The 17,246-nt window shown below is 72.9% G+C and carries 17 protein-coding genes and 3 pseudogenes; 12 read left to right on the top strand and 8 right to left on the bottom strand.

Annotated elements, in window-relative coordinates; translation table 11 throughout:
* Positions 1 to 114 precede the first annotated feature (114 nt).
* From D0D28_RS29250 to D0D28_RS29235, 4 genes are all read left to right on the top strand, one after another.
* On the top strand, positions 115 to 741 hold the full coding sequence (locus D0D28_RS29250) for a TIGR03085 family metal-binding protein (protein WP_094002621.1): 627 nt from the start codon (positions 115 to 117) through the stop codon (positions 739 to 741).
* Positions 742 to 804: 63 nt separating this feature from the next.
* The gene (locus D0D28_RS29245; RefSeq protein WP_116114166.1) at positions 805 to 1,488 is read left to right on the top strand and encodes a hypothetical protein; all 684 of its coding nucleotides are present in this window, start codon (positions 805 to 807) and stop codon (positions 1,486 to 1,488) included.
* A gap of 3 nt (positions 1,489 to 1,491) precedes the next feature.
* Positions 1,492 to 2,559 carry a hypothetical protein gene (locus D0D28_RS29240; RefSeq protein WP_240323404.1) on the top strand — a complete coding sequence of 356 codons (1,068 nt, stop codon included), beginning with the start codon at positions 1,492 to 1,494 and terminating at the stop codon, positions 2,557 to 2,559.
* An 89-nt stretch (positions 2,560 to 2,648) separates the two neighbouring features.
* A complete protein-coding gene (locus D0D28_RS29235; protein WP_205413393.1) occupies positions 2,649 to 3,674 on the top strand; it encodes an ester cyclase in 1,026 nt (341 codons plus the stop codon).
* A 27-nt stretch (positions 3,675 to 3,701) separates the two neighbouring features.
* Here D0D28_RS29235 and D0D28_RS29230 read toward each other — a convergent pair whose 3' ends face one another.
* The 3 genes from D0D28_RS29230 to D0D28_RS29220 are packed head-to-tail and all read right to left on the bottom strand — an operon-like array spanning position 3,702 to position 6,838.
* The gene (locus D0D28_RS29230) at positions 3,702 to 4,706 is read right to left on the bottom strand and encodes an Lrp/AsnC family transcriptional regulator (RefSeq protein WP_116114164.1); all 1,005 of its coding nucleotides are present in this window, start codon (positions 4,704 to 4,706) and stop codon (positions 3,702 to 3,704) included.
* Between the two features lie 20 nt (positions 4,707 to 4,726).
* A complete protein-coding gene (locus D0D28_RS29225) occupies positions 4,727 to 5,956 on the bottom strand; it encodes a carboxylesterase family protein (protein WP_116114161.1) in 1,230 nt (409 codons plus the stop codon).
* Between the two features lie 3 nt (positions 5,957 to 5,959).
* Positions 5,960 to 6,838, bottom strand: coding sequence for a VOC family protein (locus D0D28_RS29220; protein WP_158224372.1), 879 nt, complete (start codon positions 6,836 to 6,838; stop codon positions 5,960 to 5,962).
* 126 nt (positions 6,839 to 6,964) lie between these two features.
* Between D0D28_RS29220 and D0D28_RS29215 the strand changes: the two genes are divergently transcribed.
* On the top strand, positions 6,965 to 7,930 hold the full coding sequence (locus tag D0D28_RS29215) for a nucleoside hydrolase (protein WP_116114169.1): 966 nt from the start codon (positions 6,965 to 6,967) through the stop codon (positions 7,928 to 7,930).
* Here the strand turns inward: D0D28_RS29215 and D0D28_RS29210 are convergent.
* Positions 7,921 to 8,013: pseudogene (locus D0D28_RS29210) on the bottom strand (3-hydroxyacyl-CoA dehydrogenase family protein); the annotation flags it as partial. The gene D0D28_RS29215 and the pseudogene D0D28_RS29210 overlap by 10 nt on opposite strands.
* Between D0D28_RS29210 and D0D28_RS29205 the strand changes: the two are divergent.
* The 4 genes and pseudogenes from D0D28_RS29205 to D0D28_RS29190 form a co-directional block, all read left to right on the top strand.
* Positions 8,013 to 8,219, top strand: coding sequence for a hypothetical protein (locus D0D28_RS29205; RefSeq protein WP_205413392.1), 207 nt, complete (start codon positions 8,013 to 8,015; stop codon positions 8,217 to 8,219). The pseudogene D0D28_RS29210 and the gene D0D28_RS29205 sit on opposite strands and share 1 nt — an antisense overlap.
* Entirely contained in the window at positions 8,216 to 9,616 is a 1,401-nt protein-coding gene (locus D0D28_RS29200) for an ABC transporter permease subunit (RefSeq protein WP_205413391.1), read from the top strand. The genes D0D28_RS29205 and D0D28_RS29200 overlap by 4 nt, the downstream gene beginning before the upstream one ends.
* Before the next feature lie 77 nt (positions 9,617 to 9,693).
* A complete protein-coding gene (locus D0D28_RS29195) occupies positions 9,694 to 10,419 on the top strand; it encodes an ABC transporter permease (protein WP_116114158.1) in 726 nt (241 codons plus the stop codon).
* A gap of 35 nt (positions 10,420 to 10,454) precedes the next feature.
* Positions 10,455 to 11,402, top strand: a pseudogene (locus tag D0D28_RS29190) (amidohydrolase family protein); the annotation flags it as partial.
* 71 nt (positions 11,403 to 11,473) lie between these two features.
* On the opposite strand, the gene D0D28_RS37420 reads toward D0D28_RS29190, so the two are convergent.
* The 3 genes from D0D28_RS37420 to D0D28_RS29175 all read right to left on the bottom strand — a co-directional run bounded on the left by D0D28_RS37420 (position 11,474) and on the right by D0D28_RS29175 (position 14,146).
* A complete protein-coding gene (locus D0D28_RS37420; RefSeq protein ID WP_275895926.1) occupies positions 11,474 to 11,605 on the bottom strand; it encodes a hypothetical protein in 132 nt (43 codons plus the stop codon).
* A 151-nt stretch (positions 11,606 to 11,756) separates the two neighbouring features.
* The gene (locus tag D0D28_RS29180) at positions 11,757 to 13,202 is read right to left on the bottom strand and encodes a carboxylesterase/lipase family protein (RefSeq protein WP_116114153.1); all 1,446 of its coding nucleotides are present in this window, start codon (positions 13,200 to 13,202) and stop codon (positions 11,757 to 11,759) included.
* Between the two features lie 26 nt (positions 13,203 to 13,228).
* Positions 13,229 to 14,146, bottom strand: a complete 918-nt coding sequence (locus D0D28_RS29175) for an MBL fold metallo-hydrolase (protein WP_116114151.1) — start codon at positions 14,144 to 14,146, stop codon at positions 13,229 to 13,231.
* Positions 14,147 to 14,249: 103 nt separating this feature from the next.
* Here D0D28_RS29175 and D0D28_RS29170 point away from each other — a divergent pair, with 103 nt between their 5' ends.
* From D0D28_RS29170 to D0D28_RS29165, 3 genes and pseudogenes are all read left to right on the top strand, one after another.
* Positions 14,250 to 15,182, top strand: a complete 933-nt coding sequence (locus D0D28_RS29170) for a helix-turn-helix domain-containing protein (RefSeq protein WP_240323403.1) — start codon at positions 14,250 to 14,252, stop codon at positions 15,180 to 15,182.
* Positions 15,183 to 15,316: 134 nt separating this feature from the next.
* Positions 15,317 to 15,412: pseudogene (locus D0D28_RS37525) on the top strand (LysE family translocator); the annotation flags it as partial.
* A gap of 121 nt (positions 15,413 to 15,533) precedes the next feature.
* Positions 15,534 to 15,890 (top strand): LysE family transporter, encoded by a 357-nt coding sequence (locus D0D28_RS29165; protein WP_275895927.1) that lies wholly within the window; start codon positions 15,534 to 15,536, stop codon positions 15,888 to 15,890.
* Positions 15,891 to 16,570: 680 nt separating this feature from the next.
* On the opposite strand, the gene D0D28_RS29160 is transcribed toward D0D28_RS29165, so the two are convergent.
* A complete protein-coding gene (locus D0D28_RS29160; RefSeq protein ID WP_116114149.1) occupies positions 16,571 to 17,098 on the bottom strand; it encodes a dihydrofolate reductase family protein in 528 nt (175 codons plus the stop codon).
* Positions 17,099 to 17,246: the final 148 nt, after the last annotated feature.

The raw sequence follows: 17,246 nt of genomic DNA, 5'->3' as shown, positions 1-17,246 counted from the left end.
CACCTCGATCGGCCGGCTCGACGAGCTGACCAACACCGCCGAGTTCCTCGTGCACCACGAGGACGTGCGCCGCGGCGCGCCCCCTCACCCCCTACCGGCCGGTAGGGTGGTCGCATGGGTGTCGCCGCTGAGGAACGTCGTCTGCTGAGCCTCCTGCTGGACGAGACCGGGCCCGACGCGCCCACCCTGTGCCAGGGGTGGCTGACCCGCGACCTCGCCGCGCACCTCGTCGTGCGGGAGAGCCGTCCGGACGCCGCCCTGGGCATCCTGCTGCCGCCGCTGGCCGGGCACACCCAGCGCGTCCAGGACGCGATCGCCGCGCAGCCGTGGCCCGAGCTGGTCGACCGGGTCCGCCGCGGGCCGGCCTGGTACTGGCCCACCTCGATCGGCCGGCTCGACGAGCTGACCAACACCGCCGAGTTCCTCGTGCACCACGAGGACGTGCGCCGCGGCCGTCCGGGCTGGGCACCCCGCCCGGCCGAGGCCACCCGCGACGCCGCCGCGTGGCGCGCCGCCCGGACCGCGGCCAGGATCAACCTGCGCCGCGTACCCGTCGGCGTCACGCTGCGCACCACCGACGGCCGCGAAGCCACCGCCAGAACCGGCGCCGAGCAGGTCACCGTCACCGGCGACCCCGTGGAGCTGCTGCTGTTCGTCTTCGGCCGGGACGCCGTCCACGTGACCTTCGACGGCGACGCCGCCGCCATCGGCCGGCTCAAGGCCGCCGGCCGCGGGATCTAGCCGGCCGAGAAGTTTTTGCGCCATTCGCCAGACGCACCGTAGTCGCGCCAGTACGGTCGGCTCATGGAGAAGGCCGAGGGGGTGGTCCGGACGGTGCACGAGGCCCTCGGCCGCGCACTGGACCGGCTGCGGGACGATCCGGGTTTTCGCACCGGGTTGACGCCGGGCGACCCACGGCTGGAAGGCACGCGGGTCGCGATGACGGCCGTGGTGGACGAACTGGAAGTCCGGGTGGCGCCGGTCATGGCCGCGTGGGCCGACATGGTGCGCCGCGGCGCCGGAGCACACCCGCGGATCGCCCCGTACCATCCGCGCGTCGCGTTCGCGGCGTTCGTGGAGGCCACCCGGGTCGCGCACGCATCGTTCGCCACGTACACCGGCAGGGGAGTCGAGACGCTGCTGACCCTGTCCAAGCAGCAACTCGACATCGCCGTCGCCGGTCTCGATGAACCTCCGCCTCTGCCCAAGCCCACGCCCAAGGCCACGCCCACGTCCGCGGACGGGCCGACGGGACGCATCGGCGCCCGCCCTTCGGCTGGCCCGCGGTTCTACGAAGATCCTGACGAACAGCGGCGGCAGGCCCTTCTGGACGGGTTGTACGAGCGTGCACTGCCGTTGGCCGAGGCCATCGCGGACACGGCGCCGGCACCGGGCTCGGCCCGTGCCGGCTCGGATTCCGGGATCCCGGGTCCCTACGACGACGTGCGCGAGCCGTGGTACCGCCGCGCACTGCGGCGGCGCGGGTAGCCGGTGACCGGGATATTCCAGAGCGCCCTCGCCGGTGGGCGCGGGCTGCTGGTCGGCTGGATCCTGCCCAGCCTGATCAACGTGCTGATCTTCGGGTTCGTGGTGGTGCCGGAACTGAGCCGGTTCGACGCGCCCGGCGCCGAGGCGGCTCGCGCCGCGATCTTCGGCCTGGTCGCCACCGCGGTGCTCGGCCTGGTCCTGGCGGCCCTGCAGATCCCGCTCTACCGCGTCCTCGAAGGCCATCTCGGCTGGCCCCGCCGCCTGGCCCAGGCTCGTCGCCGGCGCCATCTGGCCCGCAAGCACCTGGTGCGCAACCGCGTCGACGCCGTGTCCCTGGTGCGGCGGGAACGCCACCTGACCGGCGACGAGAAGTCCGTGCTGGACGCCTTCCGCGCGCACCCGGTCATCAGCCGCCACCTCGCCGCGGATCTCCGCAGGGGCCCGGTCTGGTTCGCGGTGCTGGAGGAGCGGTTGCATCGGTACCCGGTGGACGACCGGCAGGTCGCCGCGACCCGGCTCGGCAACGCGATCCGGCGGTTCGAGGAGTACGGGCACGACCGGTACCGGCTCGACTCGCAGGTGCTGTGGCACGAACTCAACGCCGCCGTGCCCGAACCGGTGCGCAAACAGACCGACGACGCCCGGATGAGCGTCGACTTCTTCGTCTGCCTGCTCTACGGGCACCTGCTCGTCGTCGTGGCAGCCGGGATCGATCTCGCCCTCGGCGCCGCCGTGCGTCCCTGGCTGGTCGTGGCGACGATGATCGGCCTGCTGCCGCTGACGGTGATCTGGTACCGCCTGGCCGTGGTGGCCACCGACGAGTGGGCAGGCGCGGTCCGGGCGATGGTCAACCTCGGCCGGCAGCCACTGGCCACCGCACTCGGGTTCGCGCTTCCGCAGCAGATCGACGAGGAACGCGCGATGTGGCGCCTGTTCGGTGATTTCGTCGGCTCCGGGTTCCGGCCGGGGCTGGATGCCCTGGACGCGTACCGGGTCGCTCCCGAGGAGCCCGGCGCGGGCGATCCGCCCAGGCCCGCCGAACCGGCGCCCGGTGACGGCAGGCCGTCCTGAGCCCCGGTCTTTCGGCCCTAGCCGCGGCCCGGGACGAGGACGACGCTGGAGGGTTCCGGGCACCACCACCAGCATCGAGGGAGGGTCTCGTGTACGCACGCATCAACACGCTCATCGGCGACCCCGCCCGGATCGACGAGGTCACGCACTACCTGGACACGACCGTGCGCCCCTTCGTGGAGGCGCAGGCCGGCAACCGCGGGCTGGCCGTCCTCACCAACAGCGAGCTGGGCATCACCGTCGCCGGGACCTACTGGGACTCCGCGGAGTCGATGACGCTCTCCGAGCACGCCGTGGAAGCCTCCCGCAAGGAAGCCGCCGAGCTGGGCGCGGGCCTGATCACCGTGGACCACTTCGAGGTCCCGGTCTTCGTCCGCCGCAGCCGCCCCGGTCCGGGCGCCGGCGTCCGGATGACCACCATCGACTGCCCGCCCGGCGAGGTCGGCGCGGCGATCCAGGCCTTCCGCGAGAACGCGGTGCCCGGCCTGGTGAAGATGGACGGGCTGTGCAGCGCGCAGATGCTCGCCGACCGCGAGCAGGGCCGCTGCCTGGTGATCGCCGCCTACGAAACCATGGAGCAGCTGGCGGACAGCCGCGCCGCGGTGGCCCGCCTGCGTGCCGACACCCTGGCGCGGATCCACGCGCAGGTCCGGTCGGTGGGCGAGTACCGGCTGCTGTTCACCACCGTGCGGGAGGGCGGCACGAACAGCCTCACCCAGCGGTGGGTCGACCTGTGGAACGCCGGCGACCGCGAGGGCTGGCGGGGCATGACCGACCAGACCGCCTTCGAGCTCCGCGCTCCCGGCGGGTTCCGGCTCGCCGGACGCGAGGCGCTGGAGGCGGAGTGGTCGACCTGGCACGACGCGTTCCCGGACAACCAGATCGCGGTCATGAGCATCCACGGCGACGAGGACGGCGGCGTGCTGGAGGGCCGCTTCCAGGGCACCCACACCGGCCGGCTGGTCACCCCGGCCGGCGACATCGCCCCGACGCAGCGGACGGTGGACATCCCGTTCTGCGAGGTCCACCGCGTCCGGGCCGGCCAGATGACCGACAGCCACCTCTACTACGACCAGCTGGAGCTGCTGATCCAGCTCGGGAAGATCGACAGCTGACGCCGCCGGCCGTGATCGGTGGATCTTCTACCGCTTCGGAGGACGTGGCGTTCCGGAACCGGGCGCCTGGGCTCCCCCGGCTCGCTTGCTGTTGCGGATGACCGGTGCGCTCTCGAGCTGGCGGATCCCCGGCAGCGTGCCCATGCCGCGTTCGAGGAAGTCGTAGAGGGAGTCCACGTCGCGGCAGGCGGCGAAGACCAGCAGGTTGGCCGGGCCGGTGGTGGCCGCGGCGAAGGCGACCTCGGGATGCGCGGCGAGGGCTTCGGCCGCCGGGCGCATCCGGGCCGGATCGACGGTCAGCCAGAGGATGGCGAGGGTCTCGAACCCCAGGAGCAGGGGATCGATGTCCACGTCGAAGAACAGCGCGCCGCGCTGACGCAGCTGCGCGAGCCTGCGTGTGGCCGTCATCTCCGACCAACCGGTCGCCTTGGCGAGATCGGGGTAGGTCGCCCGGCCGTCGCGGGCGAGGGCGGCCAGCAGCTGCTCGTCGCCGTCTTGCAGCACGACCCGTTCTTTCCGGTCGCGCGGTGGTTCGGGGGCGAGAGCCGCGATCTGCTCGGGCGTGAGGAAGTCGGCCCTGCCGTGCCAGCCGGACGGGCCGCCGGCGAAGACGCGCAGCAGGCAGTGCGCCGTGACGCCGGTGACCCGGGGTGTCCTGGGTAGTTGCCCGAGGAGCAGCGCGTCGCGTTTGCCGGTGCTGCGCACCCGCGTGACGCAGCAGATCTGCTTTCCCCCGGAGGTGAGGCACACCCAGGAGGTGTCCGGCCGGCGAGCCAGCGCGTCGGCGACGGGCACCGCCGCGTCGGGTGTCACCTGGACCCGGACGAACCATTCCACCCAGTCCAGCCGCCGGGCGTCCGGCAGGCCGATCACCCGGAGCGATCCGGTGGACCGAAGCCTGCGGTAGCGCCGCGCGACTGTCTGATCCGATACACCGACCACGGACGCGATGCGGCTGAAGGGCGCGCGGCCGTCGACGTGCAGCGCGTGGACGATCGAGCGGTCGAGCTCGTCCAGGACCAGGGAACTCACCGGCGTCAGGGTAGCGGGGGTCAGGCGAAGTGCCTGACGTGCGGGAACGGCGGCCAGCCGGGTGATCCGGTGTGGACGAGTCCCGTCCAGGCGCGTTGCACCTGGTCCACCAGCCGCCGTAGATCGGCGGGATCGGCGCCGGCCAGCATCGGCGCCGCGCGCCAGGCGTCCAGGCCGCCGAACACGAACGGCAGTTCGATGCAGTGGCAGGCGCCGAAGGGGCTGCCGGGTGGTGACCAGTCGAACCGGAAGGCGAAGGCGGAACCGGCCTGCCGGGCCAGCCGGCGGCTGCCGTCGCCGAAGAGCCGCGCGGTCAGGTCCGCGGGCGCGCCGGGGAAGAACGCCGAGGCCTCGTCGCGGGTCGTGCCGATCAGCACGGGAAGGTCGCCGGGCGCGCCGGCGAGCAGGTCGGCGGGGACGCCGTCGGCGACCAGCTGGAACGGTGGGGTCACGGACAGCGGCGCCGCCCTGCGCCGCGCGAGTTCCTGCTGGGCGGCCAGGAGGCGGGGAACGGGCACGGTCCGCAGGTGTTCTGCCTCGGCCGGGTGCGGGCCGAGAACCTCCAGCAGGTGGCGGCCGATCCCGGCTGCTTCCCGTCGGCTGAACGGGGTGACCCCGGCCGGTGTGCTCTGCAGGATGACCTGGTGGAACAGGCCGGGACCAGCGGGACGGCCCAGGAGCGCGAGCGCCGACAGCGCCCCGGCGGATTGCCCGGCCAGCGTGACGCGGTCCGGGTCGCCGCCGAACGCGACGATGTTGTCCCGCACCCACGTCAACGCGGCGATCTGATCGAGCAGGCCGAGGTTGGCCGGACCGAACCCGGGTGACAGGTACAGGTACCCGAGGGCGCCCAGCCGGTAGTTGACCGTGACGACCACCATCCGGCCGCGTTCGGCCAGCAGGGCTCCGTCGTACCAGGCTTCCGCGCCCGATCCGCTGGAGAATCCGCCGCCGTGCAGCCACACCAGCACCGGCAGCCCGGTCCCGCCCGGAGTCCAGACGTTCACGGACAAGCAGTCCTCGGCCTGGGCCAGGTCGCTGCCCGGCCCCATGATGCGGGCCAGCCGGGAGGGCGGCTGCGGGCACGCCGGACCCGGGTGGCCGGCGTCCCGCACCCCCGCCCAGGCGGGGGCCGGCCGGGGCGCGGCGAACCGCCCGGCGCTGCCGTACGGGACACCGGGAAAGGCCGTGACCGCGCCGGTGGGAACACCGCGCAGTGCCCCGGCGGGCGCGCGAACGAGGCCGGTCATCGGTCACGCCGCCAGGAAGGCGATGGCCGCGCCGCGGGCCTCACCGGCGCCGACGAAGAACCCGCCGGGCAGCTCGCGGACGGTGAACCCGTTGCTCTCGACCAGGGCGCGAGCCGCGTCGACGTCCGTGACGGCGACGGCCTGCCCCGCGAGGTAGGGCAGCGTGGGCACCGGCTCGCCGGGCAGCACCTCGCCGAAAGCGGAGACCGCGACGATCTCCATTCGGCCGGTCGGGAGGGACAGGACCCGCAGCGGTTCCTCGGCCACGGGTTCGGTGCCCAGGGTGAGGGCGTAGCGAGCGACCGTGGCCTCCAGGTCGGCGTCGTCCACCACCAGCAACACGCTGTGCAGCTGGATCGCGCCGTTGGCGTGGCTGGTGTAGCGGGGCTGGTGGATCAACTCGGGCGTCAGGTGGTGCGCGATGTGGATCAGCCCTTCCGGGGTGAGCGCGCGGTCCAGGTGAATCGCCTGGAACCGCGCGGTCGCCGTCCCGCCGGGGGTGGCGACGTCCCGTTGCAGTGGCAGCACCCCGGACGACGACAGTCCCGCTTCGCGCAGCCGCTGGTAGACGGTACCGGCGTCGTCGCAGCCGAACGAACAGCCGTGCAGGCCCTCGTACCGGGCGATCAGCGGGCGGATGTTCCACGGGTCCACCGAGCCGTCGCCGAACAGGCCGAGCAGTTCCAGGTAGGTCCGGCCGAACAGCGCGCACCGGTTGCCGGCGCCCATCGGCTTGCGCTCGCCGCCGGGGCGATCGGAGCCGGTGTGCAGCGACAGCGGGCTGAGGGTGAAGCCGAGCGCCTCGTACGTCGCGGCGGTGGCTTCGATGTCGGTGGTGTACAGGACGGAGTGGTCGATGCGGTCGATGTCGTGATCAGTCACGCCGCACAGGTTGCTGCTGCGGTCCCGGTTTCGCCCAGCCACCGGAGCGCAGCTGGGGGATTCCGACGGAGCACGGCCGCCGGTGCTGGAATCCGCCGCGGGCACGTCGTGTGGGACGCTGCCGGGGTGACACGCAAGGTGATCCTCGACGTCGACACCGGTACCGACGACGCGGTCGCGATCATGCTGGCCGCCCTGCACCCCGATCTCCACCTGGCCGCCGTGACCACCGTCAGCGGCAATGTGCCCCTGCCGGCCACCACCGACAACACGTTGCGCGTGCTGGACGCCATCGGACGGCCGGACATCCCGGTGCACGCGGGCCTCGCACACCCCGTCGCGCGGCGCGGGTTTCCCGGGCAGACGCACTTCGAGCGCGACTCGGCCCGGGACATGCACGGCACCTCCCTGCCGCTACCCACGCCGGTGACGGCCGCGCGCGAGGAATCCGCGGTGGAGTTCCTGCTGCACACCCTGCGCACCACCACCGAGCCGGTGACGCTGGTGCCGGTCGGGCCGCTGAGCACCATCGCCACCGTGCTCGCCGCCGATCCGTCCGTGCGGGACGCCGTCGACGAGGTCGTGATCATGGGCGGGGCGCACGCCCACGGCAACGTGACGCCCTCGGCCGAGTTCAACGTCTGGGCCGACCCGGAGGCCGCGGCGATGGTCTTCTCGGCCGGTTTCCCGCGCCTGACACTGGTCCCGCTGGACGCCACCCACCAGGCGCTGGTCAACCGCGCCGACTGCGCGAGACTGGCCGGCATGGGCACCGCCGCCGGGCGCGCGGCCGCCGGCCTGATCACCCGCCGCATCGACGCCTACTCCGCCGGCCACGGCGTGCACGCACCCGATTCGGCGCCCGTGCACGACGCGGTGTGCGTGGCCTACCTGGTGCGGCCCGAGGTGATCACCACCCGCCCGGTGCGCGTCGAGGTCGAAACCACCGGCGCCCTGACCGTCGGCCGGACCGTGATGGACCTCCGTCCGAACGCGACCGGCGAGCCGAACGCGCGGGTGGCCTTCGGGGCGCGGGCGGAGGTGCTCGTCGACCTGCTGCTGGCCACGTTCGGCGAGGCGGTTCAGCCGTAGTCGTAGAAACCGCGGCCCGACTTGCGGCCCAGCAGCCCGGCGTCGACCATGCGCAGCAGCAGCGGCGGGGGAGCGTAGAGCGGTGCTGGCCCGCGCGGGCGTCGCGGTCGCCGCCACCGACCGGGACGTGCTCACCGTGTCCGGCCTGCCCGCCGAGCGGATCGTCGCGCTGCTGTCCGGGCACGCGGTGCCGTTCTCGGAGGTCTCGGCCCATCGCGCGTCGCTCGAAGAGGCCTACATGGAGCTGACCCGCGACGCGGTCGAGTTCCGCTCGGAGGCCGCCCGATGACCACTCTCGCGCCGTACCGCTCGGGACACCGTGGCCGGGACGGCTTCGCCCAGCTGCTGCACGCCGAATGGACCAAGTTCCGCACCGTGCGCGGCTGGGTCGCGGGCCTGGCCGTCACCGCGCTGGTCACCGTCCTCATCGGACTGTTCTCCGCACTGGGCAGCCAGACCTCCTGCGGTGACCGCAAGTGCGACCGGGCGGTCCCGGTCGGACCGGGCGGGCAGGCGGTGACCGACTCGTTCTTCTTCGTCCACTCGGCCCTCACCGGCGACGGCACCCTCACCGCCCGGGTCTCCCCGCTGACCGGCACGCGCGGCGTCGAACCGTGGGCGAAGGCCGGGCTCATCCTCAAGGACGGCACCACGCGCGGGTCGGCCTACGCCGCCCTGATGCAGACCGGCGCCCACGGCGTGCGGATGCAGCACAACTTCACCGAGGACCTCGCGGCGCCGCCCGGTTCCTGGTCGCGACTGACGCGCACCGGCGACACCATCACCGGCTCGGTGTCGGCGGACGGGGTCACCTGGACCGACGCCGGCGCGGTCGACCTGCCCGGGCTGCCGGAGACCATCGAGGCCGGGCTGTTCGCGACCTCGCCCAGCCACAACGTCATCGCCGACGGGCGCTTGGGCGGCACCAAGATCACCGGCGGGCCGACGCAGGTCAGCGCGTCCTTCGACGGCATCGCGCGGGAGGGCGGGTTCTCCGGCGGCTGGCGGGGGGACGACCTGGGCGCCGACTCGATGTCCTACCCCTCGCTGGGCGGCGGGTTCACCGAATCCGGCGGCGCGATCACGGTGCGGGGGTCCGGCGACATCGCGCCCGCCGTGACCGGTGACGGCGAGAGGGTCGAGGAGAGCCTGGTGGGCGCCTTCGCCGGGCTGATCGCCCCGATCGTGGTCGGCACGCTGTTCGCGACCTCGGAGTACCGGCGCGGGCTGATCCGTACCACGTTGATCGTCAGCCCGCGGCGGGAACGCGTGCTCGCCGCGAAGGCCCTGGTGCTGGGGGCGGTGACGTTCGCAGCCGCGCTGGCCGTGGTGCCGCTGAGCCGGGCGATCCTGCGCGGCAACGGCAACATCCTCATCCCGGTGCCGACCACGACGGAACTGCGGGTCGTCGTGGGCACGGCGGCGGTGATCGCGGTCGCGGCCGTGTTCGCCCTCGCGGTGGGTTCGCTGCTGCGGCGCAGCGCCGGGGCCGTCGCCCTCGGCATCGCCACGCTCGTGCTGCCCTACCTGCTGGCGACTTCGTCGGTGCTGCCGTCCGGCGCCGCGCAATGGCTGCTGCGGGTCACCCCGGCCGCGGCGTTCGCGGTGCAGCAGAGCATTCCCGAGTATCCGCAGGTGCTCGCGGCGTACACGCCCGCGCAGGGGTATTACCCGTTGCCGCCGTAGGGCGGGTTCGCGGTGCTGTGCGCGTACGCGGCGGCGGCGCTCGGGCTGGCGATGTACGTGCTGCGGCGGAGGGACGCGTGAGGAACGCGCTGCACGCGGAGTGGACGAAGCTGCGCACGGCGCCGGGCACCGGGTGGCTGCTGGCCGCGGTCGTCGTGGTCACCGCCGGGCTCGGCGCGCTGGCGGCGGGAACCGGGTGCGACGGCTGCGATCCGGTGCAGACCAGTCTCACCGGTGTCTACTTGGGACAGGCGGCGGTCGCGATCCTGGCCGTGCTGGTGATGTCCGGTGAGTACAGCAGCGGCATGGTGCGCACGACGCTCACCGCGATCCCGCGGCGGGTGGTCGTCCTGGCCGCCAAGTCGTCGGTGGTGGTGGGCGTGGTGACGGTCGCGGGGGTGCTCGCGGTGCTGGGGTCGTTGCTGGCCGGGTGGGTGCTGCTGCCCGCGTTCCCGGCCGACGGGCCGATGCTGCGCGCCGCGGCCGGATCGGTGCTGTACCTGGCGCTGATCGCGCTGCTGAGCCTGGGCGCAGCCACCGCGGCGCGCGACTCGGCGATGGCGATCGGGCTGGTGCTCGGCCTGCTGTACCTGGTGCCGATCCTGGTCTCGGTGGTGCCGGACCCGGAGTGGCAGCGACAACTGGAACGCTTCGGCCCGATGACGGCGGGCCTGTCCATCCAGGCGACGACCGGGCTGGAGAGCCTGCCGATCGCCCCCTGGGCCGGGCTGGGTGTGCTGGCGGCCTGGGCGCTGGCGCTCCTGCTGGGCGGCGGGCTGGTGCTGCAGCGACGGGACGCTTGAGCACGCTTTCCAGCGGGTCGCGGGAAGATGCCGCCATGCCGATCGACCCGCAGCTGCCGGCCGTGTTCGTCCCGACCACCACCGCGATGATCCCGCCCGGACCGGACGTGCTCTTCGTGCCCGGATGCGGCATGCGGGGCGGTCCGCGTGCCGGTCTCCTGGCGGCGGCCGGGCTGGTGGCGCTGTTCCTCGCGGTGCCGGTGGTGTTCGCGGTGGTGCGCATGCGACCGGACCTCCTCGACGCCGAGTTCTTCGCCGAGGCGCCTCACCGACATCCTGCCCAGGGCGCTGGGCGGGTTCCTCGCACCGATCGAAGAAGTGCCCGAATCGTCATGACGCGTGCGCGCCGCATCGACACCCACCGGCGCCTCGTTCCGCCGCGGTACGCGGACTGGATGCACGAGAAGGGCATCCGCCCGGGCGGCGTGGACCTGCCGTCCTGGTCGGAGAGCCCGGCGCTGAAGTTCAGGGACGGGCACGACATCCAGACCGGCATCCTGTCGCTGTCCACGCCGGGCGTCTGGTTCGGCGACGACGGGCAGGCGCGGCGGTGGGCACGTGAGGTCAACGAGTACAGCGCGGAGGTTGTGGCCCGGCGTCCCGGCCGGTTCGGCTTCTTCGCCACGCTCACGCTGCCCGACGTCGAAGGGGCGCTCGCCGAGGCCGCCTACGCACTGGACGAGCTGCACGCGGACGGGATCGTGCTGCTGGCCAACAACGACGGCCGCTACCTCGGCGATCCCGGGTCCCGGCCGCTGCTGGAGTTCCTGCACGAGCGGGAAGCCGCGGTGTTCATCCACCCCGGCGAGCTGCCCGGGCCCGACGTGCCCGGCATCCCGACGTTCACCGCGGACTTCCTGCTCGACACCACTCGCACGGCCATCAGCCTGATCCTGTCCGGCGCGATGACGGCCTACCCCGGCATCCAGTTCATCCTCGCCCACGCCGGCCGGTTCGTGCCCTACATCGCCTACCGCATCCTGCTGACCATGCTCAACGCCAAGAACAGGGCCCAGCAGGCGTGGTGGAGGGTCGTGTGCCTGACCGGCGTCGGCTACTTCTCCTCGCCGGCCTCCATCCCCATGATCGCCGCGCCGTCTTGCCGCTGGCGATGCCGTTCTGGCGCGGCAAGCTGCTGGTGCTCGCTCGCCCTGCTGGGGTTCGTCGCGATGGCGTGGACCGTCACGATCACTCTGTCCGCCTCCGACGCGTCGGTGCACGCCCCGCAGCCGGCGATGCGAAACCCAGGGCGTCTCACTGTCGTCTTTGGACGCTCCCGGGGAGAACCCGGGAGCGGCTGTGGTGTGCCGGCGCCCGCCAGCGCGCGAGGCACTTCGTCACCGCACGGTGCCGAGGACCTCCACCACCGGCCGTCGCGGATCGTAGGCGGCCCAGCCCGGGTCCCCGGTCCGGGCGAACGAGACCCAGGTGGCGTGGACCTGGGCGGCGAGACCGTCCGGGACGGGGCCGGGCCCGAGCAGGCCGGTGTCACCGTGCAGCCACGGCTCGTCGGCGATGTCGAAGACGAATGGCAACTCGACGGTGTGTGCGGCGCCGAGCCGTCCACCGAGGGCCGTGGAGCGGTACCCGAACGAGTACACGTGTGTGCGGCCGTCCGAGATCCGCGCGTGGGCTTGCGCCATGCGCGCCGTCCCGGCCCCGAACAGCGCTTCGCCGAGCACTGCCGAGCGCAGTTCGCCCGGGGTCGCATCTGGCAGCGCGGCCCGGCGCGCGGCGACCGCCGTCTCCGGGGCCGGGTGCGCCTGCTCGGCCAGCGCCAGCAGGTCCGCTTCCGTGGTGGTCTCCAGGATGCCCTTCGGCACGAGGTAGAGGTGGCCCTCTTCGGTGTTGGTGCCGATCAGCAGGTCGACGTCACGGGCCGGACCGTCGGCGAGAGCGTCGGCGGGCTGGGCCGGGAGAACGAGGCTGAACGGGCTGAGACCGGCCAGGGGGTCCGTCGCGGTGCTGGTGCGCAGGTCGAGGCCGGCCAGCGCGGGCAGGATCTTGACGAAATGCTCGTCCGGGATCGCGGCGAACGCCTCGGCGGTCGGTTCGACGCCCAGTGCGGCAGCCGCCGCGGCGGTGACCCGGCGCGCCTGTTCCGGGGTGAAGGCGCCGGTGCCGCTGCCGCTCTGGATGATCGCCCGCCGGAACAGCCCCGTGGCCCCGGGCGTCGCGAGGAGTGCTCCGACGAGTGTGGCGCCCGCGGACTGGCCGCAGATCGTGACGTTGTCCGGGTCACCACCGAACGCCGCGATCGTGGCGCGCACCCAGCCGAGCGCGGCGAGCACGTCGAGCAGCCCGCGGTTGGCTGGAGCGCCCGGCAGGTCGAGGAACCCGGGGATGCCGAGGCGGTAGTTCACCGTCACGAGCACGATGCCGTCGCGGGCGAACGCGCTGCCGTCGTAGAGCGCGGCGCGGGTCGAGCCGGTGACGAACCCGCCTCCGTGCACGAAGACCAGGACGGGGCGCTTGCCGCCGTCCGCGGCGGGTGTGCGGACGTCGACGGTCAGATACTCCTCGCCCCGTATCCAGCCCGGCCCGAAGTAGGGGGTCATGTCGAGCCGGCCGAAGTCGCGGACGGGTTGGGGCGCTGTGGGCGAAGGCCGCGTGCCGTCGCGCACGCCCGACCAGCCCGGGTGCGGCTCGGGCGGGGCGAACCGGCGGGCGCCGAGCGGTGCCGCCGCGTAGGGGATGGCGCGGTAGAACTCACCGGAGTCGTCGCGGACGCCGCACACGGCGCCCGCCGGGGTCTCGACCACCGGATCCGCATGATGGGTCACGGAAAACGCTTCCTTTCCAAGCAGAGTCAGGAGATGCGGGAAAACGCCGCCCACTCCTTGATCGTGAACTTCGACCCGTCGCGCTCGACCTCGGCGGCCCCCGCGCCGGCGAAGTGCGCGGGGAACACGAGCGCGTTGGTCTCGGCGGCGTGGCCGAGCAGCCTGTGCCGGGTGGCCCGGGACCCGGCCGGGTCCTCGCAGAAGCAGGAGTTGGTGTCCGGCTCCGCGATCTGCAGCGCGGTGTGCACCAGATCCCCGACGAACAGGGCCCGATCCCCGCCGGACTCCAGGACGAGCACCGACGAGCCGGGCGTGTGCCCGGGAGCGAGGTCGAGCCTCAGGTTCTTGTCGATCCGGTACGAGCCGTCCCACAGTTCGGTCAGGCCGGCCCGGTGGACCGGCGCGACGCTGTCTTCGAAGACGTTCTGGTTCCCCCGGCCCAGCACGGACTCGTTCTCGTTGGCGGGGTCCCAGAACTCGAAGTCCCGCCTCGGCATCAGGTACGTGGCGTTGGGGAAGGTCGGCACCCAGGCGCGGCCGTCGAGCCGGGTGTTCCAGCCCACGTGGTCGATGTGCAGATGGGTGTTGACGACGACGTCGACCTCCTCGGGCCGGACCCCGGCGGCGGCGAGGTTGTCCAGGTAGCTGGTGTCCAGGCGGTTCCAGACCGGGGCGTACGGCCGGTCCTTGTGGTTGCCCACACCGGTGTCGACGAGGATCGTGCGTCCCTCGCTGCGCAGCAGCCAGGACTGGATCGCGGACTGGCACTGGCCGGTGCCGGGGTCCCAGAAGTCGGGCGCCAGCCAGCCGCGGTGCTCGTCCCACGCGCCGTCCGGGCTGTCCGGGAAGAAATCGTCCGGGCTCATCTCGACCGAACCGTAGAACTCCTTGATGCGGGTGACGGTGACCTCGCCCAGTGCGATCTGTTCGGGTTCGTGCTCCATGACACCGAGTCTGGGAACGCGGGCGGCTGCGGAACCACTCCCGTGTCGTCCTACCCCTCGCAGGGTGTGGCTGGGATTCGCCCGGGCACCGGATACTGGGGGCATGGACGGACCTGGCCCACTCGGCGATTTCCTGCAGGCCAGAAGGGCGTTGCTGCGGCCGGAGGACGTCGGTCTGCGCGACGTCGGGCCTCGCAGACGGGTGGCGGGGCTGCGGCGCGAGGAACTGGCCCAGCTGGCGGGGGTCAGCGTGTCGTACTACACCAGATTGGAGCAGGGCCTGTCCCGCGGGGCCTCGGCCGAAGTGCTCGACGCGATCGCCCGCGCCCTGCGGCTCGACGACCACGAGCGCGAGCACCTGGTCCGGCTCGCCGATGCCGCCCGCCGCACGCCCCGCGCGCGCCGCCCCCGGCCGGAAAAACTCGCCGACGAGACACGGGACCTTCTGCGCGCCGTGGACGGCGTTCCGGCGCTGGTGCTCGGCCGGCGCACGGATGTGCTGGCGTGGAACGCTCTCGGGCACTCTCTGCTGGCTGGCCACCTGGACTTCCACAGTCCGGACGACCCGGCGCGACGGCCCAACATGACCCGGATGCTGTTCCTCGACCCGCACTGCCGTGAGCTGTACACGGACTGGAGGCGCAAGGCCCGCGCGGTCGTCGGCAACCTGCGGATCACCGTCGGCAAGTACCCGCAGGACCCGCTGCTCGCGGAGTTGATCGGCGAACTGACGATGCGGAGCCCGGAGTTCGTCGCGCTCTGGGGCGACCACCGCGTGGCACCCTGTGACGCCGCGTCCTACGAACTGCACCACCCCGTCGTCGGCCTGGTGACCGTGACCCAGCAGACGCTGTCGATCGCCCGTTCCCCCGGCCAGGTGCTGATCGTGTGCACGACGCTCGCCGGCTCTCCCTCCGACGAGGCTCTCGCGCTGCTCCGGCAGACTCGCAGCGGTGCGGAAGACGTGGATTGCGGACCGGAGCCGGCCGGTGCGACCGCACCACGCGCCCGGCACTCCGGCGGCCGTGGACGCTGATCGCCGGGCGCGGGTCGGCACCGCGCTGCCGCAGGGCGGAAGCAGCCGGAAACTCGCTGTGATCCCGGCGGTAGCCGCTCACGCCGATCGACCCGCACCTGCTCGCGCTGTTCGTGCTGACGACGACCGTCGCGATGATCACGCCCGGTCCGGACATGCTGTTCGTGCTCGGGTGCGGCATGCGGGGCGGGCCGCGCGCGGGCTTGCTGGCGACGGCCGGGGTGGCGGTCAGCGAGGCGGTGCACGTGGCGGTCGCGGCGGCCGGGCTGGCGGCGTTGTTCCTCGCGGTGCCGGTGCGTTCACGGTGGTCCGCATCGTGGGCGCGGTGTACCTGGTGTACCTGGGGTGCAGATGATCCGGCACCGCAAGGGCGTGCCCGGGGAGGTGCCCGCGGGCGGGGTGACGGGCCGCCGCGCGTTCCTGACCAGCCTGCTGAACCCGAAGATGGTCACCTACACGATCGCGCTGCTGCCGCAGTTCATCGATCCGGCGCTGGGCCGGGTCTGGCTGCAGTTCGCGATCCTGATCGCGATGGAGTTCCTGGTCGACGGCACGGTCGGTGTGCTGGCCGGCGCGCCAGAACCTCGTCTCGCGACGCTGGACATCGAGCTGGGGCGACTGCTCGGCTCCCCGGTCGACGTCGTGCCCGCCCGGACGCTCGAGGACGATGCTGTGCGGTCGGCACTCGCCGACGCGGTCGAGTTGTGACGAGACGGCTCTACGGCGCGGACGTCACGCTGACCGTCGCCGAGTCCGACCGGGACGCGTTCGACGCCTGGCTCGCCGTGGACGCGGGGGCGAGGGACCTCTACCTTCCCTGAGCCGCGGCCGGTCACACCAGATCATGACCGCTGCCGGGGCTGGCGCCGCGACAGCCGGGCGAGGGGGTCGGGCAGCTCGCGTTCCTCATCGGACAGATGCGACAGCTGGGGTCGGTGAGCAGGTCGAGCCGGTCCAGCACGGGGCCGGGCCGGGCGCGAACCGGCGCAGGGCGGGGAACACGCCGGAGTCCTCGCGCCGGTGGTGGATGCTGACCACCCGGCAGTAGGACTCGCAGTACGCGCCCGGCGTCCAGGTGTTCTGGCACAGCGCGAGGGTGGGACCGCGCGGCAGGCCGGTCTCGTTGAGGCCGAGGAACCTCGACCTCCAGGGCGATCGCGCGCGTGATGCCCCGGATCGTCAGCCTTCCGGGCAGTTCGAGCAGCCCGTGCCGCGCGGTGGGGCCGGTGCCCTCGGGGGTCGCGCATGCGGTTCGCAGTGTTCACCGAGGCCGTGGGATCGTCGTGGTGGCGGGAGCAGTCAGTCGGCACGTCGGCGATCGTCTGGGGACCGCCGGAGTCCTCGCAGGTCCCGGGCGCCGAGAGCGTCGATGGTCAGCAGTGCGGCAGTCATGGCCGTTTCCCTTCTGAATGAAGAATTCGGTACCGCAGATGTGTGGCATCGCGGCCGTCGAGCCGGCGGAGGAGTTCCCATTCGACGTGGCCGAGTCCGGTCGGCTCGAACAATCGCCGTCCGGCACCCAGCAGCACGGGGACGAGGTGTAGTTCGAGTTCGTCGAGTTGCCCGGCGGCCAGCAACGCCTGCGCCGCACCCGCGTCGTGGACCAGCACCGCTCGATCGCCTGCCGCTTCCCGGGCTTCGGCGGCGCAGACGTCGGCGTCGGCGTAGTACTTCACGCTGCCCGGTGGCTCGTCGGCCGGGTCGACGTGGTGGGTGAGCACGTGGATCGGCACCCCGTCGTGGTGGTCGCCCTGCCACCGGCCGGCCAGCTCGTAGGTGCGGCGTCCGGAGATCACGGCCCCGGTCGCCAGGGCTTCGGCGCACACCTGCCCGTTGGGTCCCTCGGACATCCGGTCGTCCGGCCCGGCGATGTACCCGTCGACAGACCCTTTCTCCGCGAAGTCGGCGGCGGTCATGCCGTCGGTGTGGCCCGCGGATCGGTCACGCGTAATCCGACGTGCAAGGTTCTCATCGCGGTACCTCCAGTGCTTCGATCATGCGGCGAGGTGGTTTCCCGCGACCGCGACACCCTCTCGCGGCGATGCGCTGGACGGCGCGGTGCCT

The sequence above is a fragment of the Amycolatopsis ruanii genome (assembly GCF_003385175.1).
In the GTDB taxonomy this organism is placed as follows: Bacteria; Actinomycetota; Actinomycetes; order Mycobacteriales; family Pseudonocardiaceae; genus Amycolatopsis_E; species Amycolatopsis_E thermalba.
The sequence above is the reverse complement of the archived record's forward strand: the minus strand, read 5'-3'. Positions and strand labels throughout refer to the sequence as shown.

What these genes read in the sequence shown, in the direction of transcription:
- D0D28_RS29250 (WP_094002621.1), top strand. Translation starts at nt 115, where the DNA reads ATGGGTGTCGCCGCTGAGGAACGTCGTCTGCTGAGCCTCCTGCTGGAC.
- D0D28_RS29245 (WP_116114166.1), top strand. Translation starts at nt 805, where the DNA reads ATGGAGAAGGCCGAGGGGGTGGTCCGGACGGTGCACGAGGCCCTCGGC.
- D0D28_RS29225 (WP_116114161.1), bottom strand. Translation starts at nt 5,956, where the DNA reads ATGACCGGCCTCGTTCGCGCGCCCGCCGGGGCACTGCGCGGTGTTCCC.
- D0D28_RS29200 (WP_205413391.1), top strand. Translation starts at nt 8,216, where the DNA reads ATGACCACTCTCGCGCCGTACCGCTCGGGACACCGTGGCCGGGACGGC.
- D0D28_RS29175 (WP_116114151.1), bottom strand. Translation starts at nt 14,146, where the DNA reads ATGGAGCACGAACCCGAACAGATCGCACTGGGCGAGGTCACCGTCACC.
- D0D28_RS29170 (WP_240323403.1), top strand. Translation starts at nt 14,250, where the DNA reads ATGGACGGACCTGGCCCACTCGGCGATTTCCTGCAGGCCAGAAGGGCG.
- D0D28_RS29165 (WP_275895927.1), top strand. Translation starts at nt 15,534, where the DNA reads ATGATCCGGCACCGCAAGGGCGTGCCCGGGGAGGTGCCCGCGGGCGGG.
- D0D28_RS29160 (WP_116114149.1), bottom strand. Translation starts at nt 17,098, where the DNA reads ATGACCGCCGCCGACTTCGCGGAGAAAGGGTCTGTCGACGGGTACATC.